The following is a 14,009-nucleotide window of genomic DNA, read 5'->3' on the forward strand; positions in this document are numbered from 1 at the left end:
GGCCAATGCTGGGGCAGCGTGTTGATGTGTATCGTCCACGCTGGTCACCAGCGTAGAAGCTCCCATCGATCCGAAAGTACCTGAAAACCATGCGAGTCGACGGGCGGGAAATCCCGGTTACGGGCAGCCTGCTACAGCCGCTTATCCGGCGGACAAGTGACATCGTCCGAGTTGTCCTCGCGTCGCTATGGGTAGCCGTTGTCATCGCGGCTTCTCTGATCACCCGCCCGGAATGGCTGGCCTTGGAACGCTCGGTCTCCAATATCGTCGGCTTTCTGAATCCCGAGCAATCGAACCTGGTGTATCTGGTCTACGGCATGGCGATTCTGGTTCTGCCGTTCGCGATCCTGATCGAGTTGATCATCGGCAGACAATGGAAGTTGCTCGCCGGCTATGCCGCAGCGGGCGTGCTCGCCGGACTACTACTTTCCATCACCGGTACCGGCCTGTCCGCGCCGAAGTGGCATTTGCAAGTACCGGACCGATTGGACACGTTCCTGTCACAGTTCCTGGATGACCCGCGCTGGATCGCGATGATCGCCGCAATGCTCACCGTCTCCAGTCCATGGCTGCCCACGCGGCCACGGCGCTGGCTGTGGGTTCTGCTGCTCGCGTTCGCACCGATCCACCTGGTGGTCAGCACGGTGGTGCCCGCGCGAGCGATGTTCGGCCTTGCGGTCGGCTGGCTGGTCGGCGCGGTAATCGTGCTGGTGGTCGGCACGCCCGCATTGGAGGTTCCGTTGGATGCCGCCGTCCGGGTACTCACCAAGCGCGGCCATAGCGTCACCGGGTTCACCGTGGTGCATCCCGCCGGCCGTGGGCCTTTGGTGCTCGCTGCCGCTGTCGAAGGGCCGGAACGCGAGCTTGTCGTCGAGATGTTCGGCAAGAACCAGCGCTCCTTCGGTGCGCTGCGCCAACTATGGCGCTGGCTCACTTTCCGCACCAGCGAAACCGCGGCCATCCATGGTTCCATGCACCGCGTGGTCGAGCATCGCGCACTAATGGCTATCGCGGTCGGCGACCTCGGGCTCGCAGGCTACAGCCCAATAGCGGTGGCCGGGCTCTCCCGCGGCTGGGTGCTGCTCACCCACACTCGGCCGCTGGGCGCGCCGATCACCGAACAGTCCAGTGATGTGCTGCCCGGAATGTGGCAGGCACTCGGCACCCTGCACCAGCAGCAAATCGCGCACGGCGACCTGCGCCCGGCCGATATTCGTATCGACAACGGCGCAACCAAGTTCAGTGGCTTCAGCAGTGCTGAGTTCGGGGCCTCGGACACACAGTTGCAGTCCGATATCGCCCAGCTGCTCGTGACGACCACCGCGGTATTCGGCAGGGAACAGGCCGTGCGCGCGGCCATCGAAACGCTCGGTGAAATGCGCGTGCTCGCCGCGGCGGGCCGATTGACCAAGTCCGCCATACCGGCGGGGATCCGCAAGTCGGTTCCGGAATGGAAGACCGCGCTGTCCGAGGCGCGCGAGGAGCTGCGTGAGCAAACCGGCAAGGATCGGATCGAAGCTGAACAGATCACCCGATTCTCCCGCAACCAGATCATTCAGCTGGCGCTGCTGATCGGGCTTGTATATGTCGCCTATCCATTCATCAGCGCGGTCCCGACCTTCTTCACTCAGCTGAAAACAGCGAACTGGTGGTGGGCGCTGCTGGGGCTATCGATCTCGGCACTGACCTATATCGGCGCGGCGGCAGCCTTGTGGGCTTGTGCGTTCGGCGTGGTACGCCTCGGGAATCTACTGGTCATGCAGGTCGCCAACACCTTCGCCGCGACCACCACCCCCGCAGGCGTCGGTGGGCTCGCGCTGAGCGTGCGTTTTCTGCAGAAAGCAGGTATCGGCACGGTACGTGCCACTGCGGCCGTGGCCCTGCAGCAGGCGGTGCAGGTGATCACGCACATCGGCCTGCTGCTCATATTCAGCATCGTCGCGGGCACTTCGGCGGATCTCTCGCATTTCGTTCCCGACGTCACAGTTCTGTATCTGCTCGCTGGGGTCGGCGTCGGTATCGTCGGCACCTTCATGTTCGTGCCGAAACTGCGTCGCTGGCTGAACAACGCCGTCCGCCCACAGCTACAGGAAGTCCTTGGTGAACTCGTCGCGCTCACCCGCGATCCGCGTCGATTCTCGGTGATCGTCCTCGGCTGCGCCGCGATCACCCTCGGCCTCGCAGGCGCACTGTGGGCCAGCGTAGCGGCGTTCGGTGGCAGTACCACTTTCGTCACTGTCACCATCGTGACCATGATCGGCGGTACTTTGGCCGCGGCCGCGCCGACCCCGGGCGGTGTCGGCGCGGTCGAAGCCGCGTTGATCGGCGGTCTAGCTGCCTTCGGCCTGCCTGCGACCATCGCGGTGCCTTCGGTGCTGTTGTACCGCGTACTCACCTGTTGGCTTCCGGTGTTTTGCGGCTGGGCCGCCATGCGTTGGCTGACCGCGAAGAATATGGTGTAGAGCTCGCGGCCCTCGGCACAGCTACACAAGGACGCGCTCCGTCGTGACAAGTTCCTGATCGACTCGCGTATCTTCATGTGCCGCTGAATCAGCGGCCGCTCGACCGCCCGAACGGATTACCCGGCCGCGCGGGCAGTGACGGCCTCGTAATCGTGGGCTGCGATGAGTTCGATGCCATCGGGCAACATGTGCAGACGGTGAATCGTAGTGAACGAGTCGTCACGGTCGATATCGACCACCCAGCCCGGCATCGGTGCCTTCTCCCGGAGCAGATCGACCTGCAGCTTGTTCCACACGGCATCGCCGGCGAACAACACCCGGCTGCCGTCGTCAACCGCGAGTAATATGCCGATACTGCCCGGTGTATGGCCGGTGAGATCCACCAACAACACCGAACCGTCACCGAATAGATCTTTGCTGCGCGGGAAGGTCAGCACTGGCGGCCCGTCCAGTTCGAGACGGTCGAAGCTACGACCACGAAGTGGTCCACGCGCCACACCGGCCGGAGCATGCGGTCCACTCATCGCCCAATCGTATTCGGCCGCAGGCAGGCGGACCTCGACCGAGGGCGGCAATTCCAACAGGCCAGAGACATGATCCCAATGCAGATGAGTGGGCACCACGAAATCGATATCGCAGACCGTGACGTCGTGCGCGGCCAGCGCGTCGGACAGGCCGAGTACCGGTTTTTCCGGCGCGACCAGCTCCGAGATCGGAAACGGCAGCTCGGGCAGGACACGATCGTGTACGTCCGCGCACAAAGCCGGATCGATCAGGAAACGCGCCCTGGGATGTTCTACCAGGAACGTTCCCATCGACATCGGTATTCTCCGCAGGCTATGCACGCCCTCGGCCACGATGGTGGCCGGGGCCGACATAGTGCCCTGCGTCAGCACGGTGAGCCGCACTTCGGCGCTCGCCGTGGGCGGCGGGCGCACTTCGAGGCGCGCCAGCAAATCGTGGTCGGGGCGGCGCGGCCACAGTAATCGGCCTGGTGTCGCAGCCAGTGCGGCACAGCAGCGCAGCACGGTGGGCAGAGTAGGTGTGCGCTCGGAACGGGTGTCGACACCGCTGTCCGGTTCGGTCACAAATGCCACGATAAGCGATTACTGCCTCCGGGCACTGGCAGACATCGGAATACCTCTTGCCCCAAGCCGTTTCTCCGGCATAATCGCCTGAGTACTGTTCTCTGTGGGTAGCACCGGCCGGGAGATGGGTAGAGGGACGCGATATAACCCGACTTCCGGATGAAAGGTAGCGATACGCGAGAGGGCGCGTGGGTGGTCGGCGGTTCGATCGGTGCTCGCCGACGATCCGCATCCCCCAGCCGCTGTCCTCGCGGTCGCTGATCTGCTAGGCGTCGACGCCTCGGCGGTGTCGGCGAGTTCCACCTTGACCGATCTCGGCCTCGGTTCCCCCAGCGCGCGAGGCTGACCGCACATCTAGAGGACACCATGGCAGTCGAAGTTGCACTGATCGCGCTCTACCATCATTCGGTTATCGAACAGCTTGTCGAATATCTCGCGATGCGATGAGTGGCGCGCCTACCGACTCCGCCGGCTCATATCCCCACGTCGCCATCATCGGCATCAGTTGCCTACTGCCCGAAGTGGCGAACTTCGCCGAGCTCTGGCGACTATCGCTCGACGGCCACGACTCCACCCCCACCCCGCCTATCGGACGGCTCGGCATCCGACGCAGCGGTCAACTCGCCGATGTCGAATCATTCGACAACGATCAATTCGATACCTCCGAGCGAGAGGCCGCCGTCACGGACCCGAGACAGCGGCTCGCCCTCGAGGTCGCGGTAGCAGCACTCGACGACGCCGGAATCGGTTATTGCGCGCGTGGTTCCGGAGCCACGGTTGTGTTCGGGGTGTCCGGATACGACCACGGCATCACAATGCTCGACCGGACAGGACACAATGCCGGGTACACGGCGAGCGGGACCACGCTCGGTGACATCGCCAATCAATTGTCCGCTGTACTCGACCTACACGGGCCGAGCCTGGTGCTCGACAGTTCCTGCTCTTCCTCACTCGCCGCAGTGGATCTCGCGGTCCGGCTGCTCGCGGATAGCACCGTGCCTTTCGCCATTGTGGGCAGCGTCGATCTCATGCTCCTCGAGCACCTGTCGGAGTATCTGGCCGAGAACGTTTCCCTATCCACTGATATTTCCCCACCCACTATGGGACGAATCTCGGCAAGACTAACCGAGCCATTCGATATAGACACCAACAGCTACCCTCGTGGCGAAGGTTGCGCTGTGGTGATCCTGCAGCGGACTGTGGACGCTCAGCGTGCGGGCAACCGAGTGTACGCGGAGATCGTCGGAACAGGCGGGCACTCGAACGGCTCGGTGAGGTCTGATATCAGATATCCGACGGATGCTACGGGAATCACCGGATTGATCAGAACCGCACTGTCTATTCAGCACAGCATGCTCGCGCCGACCAATGCTGTTCGCAGCGGGCTCCCGCTGCTGAACCCAGCCGAGCTGGGACCGCACGCGTCGAGCAAGCCGGTAGCTCGGCACCGAGTACCCGCGCACGAAAGCACAGCAGGCGTCAGCTCATTCGGATCCCGCGGCACGCACGTACGCGTCGTGCTGCGCGGAGTGGCCACCGCGCGATACGAACGAGGCGAACAGTTCCCGGTACTGCTCGCGCTGACCGCCCACGACGAGCAAGAGCTACGCGAACACGCGCTGCGATGGGCCGACGAGCTGACAGCCACGCATCCGCCACTGTACGAGTTCGCCTCGGCCTTAGCCAGATCGCTTCCGGAGCCGACAAGGGCCGCGGTCGTGGTGCGCGACCACGACGACGCGATACGCCGACTGCGCGCACTCGGTCGTGGCGAAGCCGACGCCGCACTCGGTCCGACGTCCACCCGCCGCTACGGTGGCCTGTTGTTGCTGTTCTCCGGAGAGAGTGACCACCATGCCAGGATGGGCCGCGCGCTGGCGGCCAGATATCCGGTATTCGCCGCCGCGCTCGCCGAAGTGACCGAAGCGATCACGGCAGCGGGTGGACCACGGATCTGGACGCCACGGTATGGCTTCGCCGCCGCCCACGAGATGTACACCACCGAATCGGTACAGCCCGCCCTGTTCGCATTCCATGTGGCATTGGCACAGCTGTTGGCGCAGTGGGGTATTCGTCCTGACGCGGTGGCCGGGCACGGCTCGAGCGAGATCGCGGCAGCTGTCGTCGGTGGCGCGCTGACCCTGCGCGACGCGGCGCGCATCGTAGTATCGCGCTGCGCTACCCAGACCAGCCCTGGCAGTCATGACGTGCAGGCGGAGCTGAAGTCAGACCAGGGCAACGTCAAGAGATTGGTGGAGCCGATGCGCGGAGAAGTGCGCATCGCCGCGGTCAACGGTCCCCGATCAGTGGTCGTGTCCGGCACACCGCGCTATATCGACACCCTGCTGCGCCGCGCTGCCCGACGCGATATTCTCGCGCATAGGTTAGTGGTCGATTCCGCCGCACACAGTCCGCGGACCGCCACTGTGCTCCCTCAGTTCGTCACGGCCCTGGCTGAAATCACCCCGTTGACACCGCACGTGCCGGTGTATTCGACAACCCGGCGCGGCACGAAAATCACCACTGCGGTCATGGATCACGCCTACTGGGCCGAGAATGTCACAGCTACCGTCGAATTGACAGCAGCACTGAACCATGCAGCCGAAGACGGAATCTCGACCGTGCTCGAACTCGCCCCACATCCGCTGTCACTCTCCGCGGTACAGAAGCACCCGGCCTTCCGAGAAAGCACCCATCCGGTCGCACTGTCCGAAGACGAAGTGAGCGGGTTCCTCACCTGCCTGGCCCGGCTGCATCTGGAAGGACGGTCGATCGACTGGTCGGCGCTCGGCCCCTTCACCGCGCCATTGCCGCGGCAGTGGCGCCCCCGGAATTCTCCGCTGTTCGCGCCGAGTCCAACAGATCATTTTCCGCCGGCCAGTCGATATAGCGCTCAATTATCCTATTTCCCAGAAGAACTCGCCGATCATGTGGTGGGGGGAGAAAGCACAGTACCCGCCGTGTACTGGCTGCGCAGGCTGCTGCGTCTAGCCCACGACACCACTAGGGCGACCGCCCTCGCCGACTTCGTGATGCACGAGAGAATCGATCAACGCGTGCTGCCCGAGGTCGATTACCATGGGCCTGGAAATGGAGAAAACGTACGGGCGGAGGCCACTGGCCCCGGAACGCTGGCTTCGGCCCGGCTCACCGGTGACCCCACACCCGCGGATATCGTCGCATGGATGCGGGTGATCGACGCAAATCGGGCCGCTCATCACCACATGCGCGTCATCCCCACCGGAACTTTCTACGAGGAACTGCGCCGCAGACGACTGGAGTACGGCCCACGCTTCCGTGCATTGCGCAGCATTGCCACAGGAGAAGGCCGAGCGCTCGGCCTGTTCGCCGCCGCCGAATTACATCACGACGCGACTCTGGACAGTTGTCTGCAATTGCTGATCGCCACGATATTCGACAAACTTCCTGGCACAGCGATTCCGCTGCCGATCGGCATGGATTCCGCCTGGCTGTCGCACGAATCGAATCGCACTGTGTTCGAAGTGCACGCGCTCGTTCGAGAACAGACGGACACCGAACTGGTCGGCGATGTCATAGCGACCGACCAGCACGGCGTACCCTGCCTCGCCTTCTCCGGCGTGCACATGCACTACACCGACCCCAGTATCGTGAGTGGAATCGACATGCTTCGGACACCACGCGCAGTGCATGGTATTTACCCGGTGCTGTTCCGCCAGGAGAGCTGGGAGCCGAGCGATCCGGGGTCATTCGGGATCGGCGATGCGCCCGAAACCCACCCACGACGCGCAGTCGTGATCGGCGCCTCCGATCTGGCCGCGCAACTCGAAAGAACGCTGAGTGCCACTGTCGCCACCGAGCTGATCCCACAAGAACCCGACGAGACGAGCTCGCTCGTTACCGCGGCACTGTCCGGGCACGGTAACGCAGACACCGCGATGGTGGTGGTCTGGCCCATAGACGCCTTCGAAGGAAGAGAGCTCACCGCAGCGCTGGGCCGAGTCCTCGCTCTGCTGCAACAGATCTGTGCCGCGACTACCCTCAGGTCCGCGATACTCATGCTGCCACAGCACGCTACCGCTTCCTCACCCATGCGGACCTCGATGTGGACTTCGGCGATCGCGGGACTGGTGCGCTCGCTGCAACTGGAGACAGGCCGAGCAATACGCCTGGTCTGGACCGACACCGACCCCCGAAATCTACCACTACTCAGTCGCCTGGTGATCGCCGCGGGTGCTACTACTCCCGACGAACTGCGCCTGTTCGCGGGCGAAGTCGCTGCCCGGCGCTTCACCCCCGCACGAGCGGAGGCGCTGCCAGGCACGAACATCGATACGAACGGGACCTACGTGGTTACCGGTGGGCTCGGAACTCTCGGCGCGGTCGCTGTGCGCTGGCTACTCGACGCGGGCGCCCGAGACGTCGTAGTGCTGACGCGAGCGCCACGCCCAGTACCCGCACTGCTCGACGGAATGGAGAATCGCCTCGTCGTGATGCGCTGCGATGCCACCGACCGGGACGATCTGGCCAACGCGCTCAACGATATCCGGGACTGCGGCTCCACTATCCGCGGCGTCGTGCACGCTGCGGCGACGCTGGAGGACACCGCGTTCGATGCGGTCACGGCAGGGCAACTGGCCAGAGCGCTCGCTCCCAAAATCACCGCGGCGAGCAATCTGATCGAACTCACCGCAGCTGACGCGACCGACTTCGTCTTGCTGTTCTCCTCGGCGACCGGCGCACTCGGGGGACCGGGACAGGCCGCCTATGCCGCGGCCAACGCTGCCATGGACTCCTTGGCACAGCGCGAACCCGGTAGGAGGATTCTCAGCATTGGTTGGGGGCTCTGGAATTCCGGCCCAGCCACAGCGGCTGATGGAGCGAAGCAGCTGCGACAAGCCGACGTCGGGACGTTCGATCTCGACCGGAGGACCGCCGTGCTGCGCCAGGCTCTGCGCTATGCGGGTCCGTATCTGCTCGCGCTGGACTACACTCCGACCGCCGACACGTCGCCGTTAGCGATGCGCCTGGCATATCTGCTGATGCCGTTACCTGCTTTTGGACAAGCGCCGCACCACAGCCGGAAGCACCACCCGGTTGGTACCGCTCGGCGCTAGATCAATGCTCGGATCGGCCCATGAGACGGTCGGTCTCGCGGCGCTCACGCTTGGTAGGTCGCCCCGCACCGCGATCACGCCGGGGCATGCTCGCCAGGATTTCCCGAGGCGGAGGTGGTGGGCTGCGATCTATCAAACATTGCGCGGCGAGGGGAGCGCCGACCCGCTTGGTGACGATGCGTTCGACTACGACGATGCGCTCGACCCCACTCACCCGGATACGCACCTCGTCACCAGGACGCACAGGTTGCGCGGGTTTGGCCGTAGCGCCATTCACCCGAACGTGTCCGCCACGGCATGCCTCAGCGGCAGCGGATCGGGTTTTGAACAGGCGCACCGCCCAAGTCCAAGAATCGACACGAGCCTGGTCAGCAGTGCTCTGAGTACCGGATTCGACGCGGGCCACTCTTTAGACGATACGGCGCGCGGTAACCACCATGTCGGGACGTAGCGAGGTGTAGGACACCGACTGACCCGCCTGCGGCGCATTCAGCAACTTGTTGTCACCCGCATAGATGCCCACATGGCCACCGCCGTTGGTGATGACGATGTCACCGGGTCGCATGTTCTGATAGGCGACCGGAGCGCCGACGTGGGACTGCTCGAAGCTGGTGCGGGGAAGTTGGACGCCCGCCTGGCGGAAAGCCCACTGAACCAGGCCGGAACAATCAAAAGCGAACGGCCCCGTCGCACCCCAGGAATACTGGGCGCCGACCTTGGTCTTAGCGGCATCGAGAGCGATATCACCGGCGGTAGCCTGCTGTGCGAGTGGCGGTGGTGGCGGCACCGCCGGGAGACCGAGAGCCTGCGGCGGCATTGCTGGGAGACCGAGAGCCTGCGGAGCCGCCTGTGGTGCGGGGGCTGCGAGCGCCTGCTGGATGTGTTGATTGAGCTGCTCGACCGACTGCTCGAATTCGGACGGGACCGGAACGTCGAAATCGCCGACTCCGGGGACATTGATGGTCGCGGCCATGGCCGGAATCGCGGGCATAGCGCCGGTCGCGGCCACCGCACCCATGACAATCGCACCCTTGACGGAATTCGGAACTCGAGAATCCCGCTGCAAGCTATGTTTACCCACCGAGCTACGTCTCCGATCTTGCTACTCTCCCGCCGTCCGGTTCAGCTGATGGGCTCGGGCCGGGATAGCCCTACCCAGCGGCCGAAATGGCCGCAAGGACTCGCCCAGACGAACCTGCGGATCCCCAGCACGGCAACCGGGACCGAGTGTGACCCCGCATGCCGTTGAGGCGGTAACTCGTGGCGCCGTCTCTCTTGCAAAACGACTTGTTCCACGAAGTCACAAAAAGATTACGATGTCGAGGCGTTCTTGTCCAGCGCACAGAGCTGCTATTTTTTTCCTACGCCCGGTCCACAGCGCGATCGACGGCGAGCCCGCGACCCCTGATAGATAACGGTCAGGTCTCGTATACCCGCTTCGACCGCCATATCCACAAGAACAACTATGCCGCGCCGCGGTCAGTGACAACTATGCCGCGCCGCGGTCAGTGACAACTATGCCGCGCCGCGGTCAGTGACAACTATGCCGCGCCGCGGTCAGTGCTGCGCACCGTAAGTTACTGCGCACCGCGCACCATACGTTCGAGCTCGTCGATTCTGTCCCGCGCATCAGCCAGATCGACCTCCAGCCTGCCGAGCGCCATCACCAGCGGGCCCACTGCGAGGTCGGCGACCAGCTGGGGGTCGTCATAGCCCTGCTCGATCGCGACGAGGATGTTGGCCTTGATGCGTTGGGCCAACGTAGCGCCCACCGGAATGTTCCACGATCCGACGACCTCGGCAGTAGTGGCGGGGGTTACTCCCTCGGACATGCCCCTCCGTTTCCACAGATCGTTCCAGCGAACCACCATCAACGTCGAACTGACAGCGGCATCAATCGGGATCAATAGTGCAGTACGAATCACTAAGGCTCTCTAGGACACGCCGTAGATGTCCCCAGATCATCGGATACAACACGCTACGGTGTCAGAGCATGGACCCCGTGCGGAATCCCTATGCCCCCGGCGCGGGACAGCGCCCGCCCGAATTGGCCGGGCGCGATAAGCAACTCACGGCTTTCGACATCGTGCTCGAGCGCGTAGCACGCGGTCGCCCTGAACGTAGTGTCATGCTCACCGGGCTACGTGGAGTCGGAAAGACCGTGCTGCTCAACCAGCTTCGCTCAGCAGCGATCTCGCGTGGCTGGGGCACCGGAAAGATCGAGGCGCGGCCGGACCAAGAACTGCGTCGCCCGCTTTCATCAGCGCTGCACATGGCAGTACGCGCGATCGCAATGGCGCATCGGAATCCGGAGCGAGTAGATGATTTCCTCGGTATTCTCAAAGCTTTCGCGCTGAGGGCCACCTCGGATAAAGGAATGCGGGAACGCTGGCAACCCGGTATCGATGTCCCCGCGGTACGTGGTCGGGCCGATTCCGGCGACATCGAGATCGATGTAGTGGAGTTGCTGGTGGAAGCGGCTGCACTGGCCGGTGACATCGGCGTCGGCATCGCGATCTTCATCGACGAGATACAAGATCTCGGACCTGCCGACATCTCCGCGATCTGTGGCGCCTGCCATGAGCTGAGCCAGGACGCCGCACCCCTGATCATGGTGGGCGCAGGCCTCCCGCATGTCCCTACCGTACTGTCTGCCTCGAAGAGCTACTCAGAGCGACTATTCAGCTACCACCGCATCGACCGACTGGACCGGGAGTCTGCGGATCAGGCGTTGATCGCACCCGCCCAGCGCGAGAACGTGAAATTCACCAATACGGCACTCGATGCCTTGTACCAGAAGGCTGACGGATATCCCTATTTCGTACAAGCGTATGGCAAGGCGACCTGGGACCAAGCACCGGAGAGCCTGATCACAGCCGAAGATGTCGAGGTTGCCGCACCCGCTGCCGAGGAAGAGCTAGCAGTAGGGTTCTTTGGTTCCCGCTATGAACGAGCAACACCTGCTGAACGCGAATACATGCGCGCCATGGCCGACCTTTCCGGCGATGACGGCCCCGTGGCCACTGCTGCGGTCGCCAATGAACTGGGACGCAAACCGGCCTCACTGTCGCCCGCCCGCGACGGCCTGATCAAGAAGGGGCTGATCTATTCCGCCGAACGCGGCACTATCGGCTTCACTGTGCCGCACTTCGGTCGTTATCTACGCTCAGTCTGATCACCTGGCGCTGTCCGCCCGACGATATGTCACCTATCCTAGATATCTCTTCTATAAAGAGTAGATTCTCTTAGATTTCTCTCGACCAATATGCCTACCAGCGAGTAACCACCCCTCCTACACTCGAATATGATTCTGATCACCTCCGAGGGAGGACATCATGGCAACACCCGCGAAAGTCGAAGCCACCGAAGAACAGGCCCGCGCGCTGGTCGAAGAATCTCGCGAAAAAAGCTGGGCCAAGCCATCATTCGCTAAAGAAATGTTTCTGGGCCGATTCCGGCTGGATCTGATCCATCCCTACCCTCAGCCCAGCCCCGAGGACGCCGCGCACGCAGAGGCGTTTCTGACCCGGTTACGAACGTTGTGCGAGTCCCTCGACGGATCTGTGATCGAAGCCGAGGGCCGAATCCCGGACGAGTATGTCAGCGCCTTGGCCGAACTCGGCTGTTTCGGCCTGAAGATCCCACAGTCGTACGGTGGCCAAGGACTTTCCCAGTACGGCTACAACCGGGCAATGATGCTGGCCAGCTCGGCACACATCAGCCTGGGCGTCCTGCTGTCGGCGCATCAGTCCATCGGTGTGCCCGAACCGCTGAAACTGGCGGGCACCCCGGAGCAAAAGGCGGCGTTCCTTCCCCGCTGCGCGGCGGGCGCGATCAGCGCGTTCCTGCTCACCGAGCCCGATGTGGGCTCCGATCCGGCCAGAATGGCCAGTACCGCGACCCCCATCGAAGACGGCGAGGCCTACGAGCTCAACGGTGTCAAACTGTGGACCACCAACGGCACCGTCGCCGAACTGTTAGTGGTGATGGCGCGCGTACCCAAGAGCGAAGGACATAGGGGGGGTATCTCGGCATTCGTGGTCGAAGCCGATTCACCGGGTATCACCGTGGAACGACGTAACTCGTTCATGGGCCTGCGCGGCATCGAGAACGGACTGACCCGAATGCACAACGTCCGGGTGCCCAAAAGCAATCTGATCGGTCGCGAGGGTGATGGCCTCAAGATCGCGCTCACCACGTTGAACGCAGGCAGGCTCGCTATCATCGCGACGTGCACCGCGGCCGCGAAGTGGTCGTTGAAGATCGCGCGGGAGTGGAGTGCGCAGCGGGTGCAGTGGGGCAGACCGGTCGGAGAGCACGCGGCCGTCGGCCAGAAGATCGCATTCATCGCGGCCACCACGTTCGCACTGGAGGCGACGCTCGATCTGTCGGCCATCATGTGCGACGAGGACCGCAACGACATCCGGATCGAAGCAGCGCTGGGCAAGCTGTGGGCCAGCGAGATGAGCTGCCGGATCGCCGACGAACTCGTGCAGATCCGCGGTGGCCGTGGCTACGAGACGGCGGCCTCGCTCGCCGCTCGGGGTGAGCGCGCCGTCCCCGCCGAACAATGGTTGCGCGATCTGCGGATCAATCGCATCTTCGAAGGCTCCAGCGAGATCATGCGACTTCTGATCGCCCGAGAGATGGCCGACGCGCACATGGCGGCGGCAGGCGCGCTGGTCGACCGCGATGCCGATCTCAGGGACAAAGCGAAGGCAGCGGCCGGGGCGACCGGTTTCTATGCCAAGTGGTTCCCTCAACTGGCCGTCGGTGCGGGGACGGTGCCCGCGGCCTATACCGAATTCGGCGTGCTGGCCCGGCACCTGCGATTCGTCGAGCGCAATGCGCGCAAGCAGGCCAGGTCACTGATGTACGCGATGGGACGCTGGCAGACCGGGCTGGAATACCGGCAGAATTTCCTGGGCCGGATCGTCGATATCGGTGCGGAGCTGTTCGCTATGTCGGCTGCCTGCGTGCGCGCCCGGGAAATGCGTACGTCGGGCGCGCCGGAGGGCAAAGCGGCCGAAGAACTAGCGGACACCTTCTGCAGGCAATCACGGGTTCGGGTACGCGCCCTGTTCGACGCGCTGTGGGACAACACCGACGACGACGATCGCACTCTCACCCGTGGTGTACTCGACGGCCGCTACCAATGGCTGGAAGACGGCGCGCTCGATCCGAGTGAGGGAACCGGGCCGTGGATCGCGGAGTGGCAGATGGGTCCATCGACCGAGGAGAACCTCCTTCGCCCATTCCTCCCATCGACCCGTAGCAGGGCAGAGGCCTGAACTACTGGGTCTTGAACAACTGGCGAACCCTGCCGTCACGGCCGGAATCGACACGACCGCCGCCGACGGCAG

9 protein-coding genes are annotated in these 14,009 nt (G+C 63.6%); 5 read left to right on the forward strand and 4 right to left on the reverse strand.

The features are described from left to right. The first annotated feature begins 89 nt into the window (after nucleotides 1–89). Nucleotides 90–2,462, forward strand: a complete 2,373-nt coding sequence (locus ACX4ZE_RS17740; RefSeq protein WP_480274570.1) for a flippase-like domain-containing protein — start codon at nucleotides 90–92, stop codon at nucleotides 2,460–2,462. A 116-nt stretch (nucleotides 2,463–2,578) separates the two neighbouring features. On the opposite strand, the gene ACX4ZE_RS17745 is transcribed toward ACX4ZE_RS17740, so the two are convergent. Further along, on the reverse strand, nucleotides 2,579–3,550 hold the full coding sequence (locus ACX4ZE_RS17745; RefSeq protein ID WP_480274571.1) for an MBL fold metallo-hydrolase: 972 nt from the start codon (nucleotides 3,548–3,550) through the stop codon (nucleotides 2,579–2,581). Nucleotides 3,551–3,761: 211 nt separating this feature from the next. Here ACX4ZE_RS17745 and ACX4ZE_RS17750 point away from each other — a divergent pair, with 211 nt between their 5' ends. Both ACX4ZE_RS17750 and ACX4ZE_RS17755 read left to right on the forward strand, forming a co-directional pair. Next, nucleotides 3,762–3,896: a hypothetical protein gene (locus tag ACX4ZE_RS17750; RefSeq protein WP_480274572.1), complete on the forward strand. Its 135-nt coding sequence runs from the start codon at nucleotides 3,762–3,764 to the stop codon at nucleotides 3,894–3,896. 97 nt (nucleotides 3,897–3,993) lie between these two features. Next, nucleotides 3,994–8,646, forward strand: a complete 4,653-nt coding sequence (locus ACX4ZE_RS17755; protein WP_480274573.1) for an SDR family NAD(P)-dependent oxidoreductase — start codon at nucleotides 3,994–3,996, stop codon at nucleotides 8,644–8,646. Nucleotide 8,647: 1 nt separating this feature from the next. Here the strand turns inward: ACX4ZE_RS17755 and ACX4ZE_RS17760 are convergent, their stop codons facing one another. From ACX4ZE_RS17760 to ACX4ZE_RS17770, 3 genes are all read right to left on the reverse strand, one after another. Then, nucleotides 8,648–9,052 carry an RNA-binding S4 domain-containing protein gene (locus ACX4ZE_RS17760; protein ID WP_480274574.1) on the reverse strand — a complete coding sequence of 135 codons (405 nt, stop codon included), beginning with the start codon at nucleotides 9,050–9,052 and terminating at the stop codon, nucleotides 8,648–8,650. Nucleotides 9,053–9,055: 3 nt separating this feature from the next. Next, on the reverse strand, nucleotides 9,056–9,727 hold the full coding sequence (locus ACX4ZE_RS17765) for a C40 family peptidase (RefSeq protein WP_480274575.1): 672 nt from the start codon (nucleotides 9,725–9,727) through the stop codon (nucleotides 9,056–9,058). A gap of 496 nt (nucleotides 9,728–10,223) precedes the next feature. Further along, entirely contained in the window at nucleotides 10,224–10,478 is a 255-nt protein-coding gene (locus tag ACX4ZE_RS17770; RefSeq protein ID WP_480274576.1) for a hypothetical protein, read from the reverse strand. A 161-nt stretch (nucleotides 10,479–10,639) separates the two neighbouring features. Between ACX4ZE_RS17770 and ACX4ZE_RS17775 the strand changes: the two genes are divergently transcribed. Together ACX4ZE_RS17775 and ACX4ZE_RS17780 are read left to right on the forward strand one after the other, a co-directional pair. Further along, a complete protein-coding gene (locus ACX4ZE_RS17775) occupies nucleotides 10,640–11,821 on the forward strand; it encodes an AAA family ATPase (protein WP_480274577.1) in 1,182 nt (393 codons plus the stop codon). A 160-nt stretch (nucleotides 11,822–11,981) separates the two neighbouring features. After that, entirely contained in the window at nucleotides 11,982–13,937 is a 1,956-nt protein-coding gene (locus ACX4ZE_RS17780) for an acyl-CoA dehydrogenase family protein (RefSeq protein ID WP_480274578.1), read from the forward strand. The last annotated feature ends 72 nt before the right edge of the window (nucleotides 13,938–14,009 follow it).

It is taken from the genome of Nocardia sp. TBRC8007 (genome assembly GCF_056629435.1).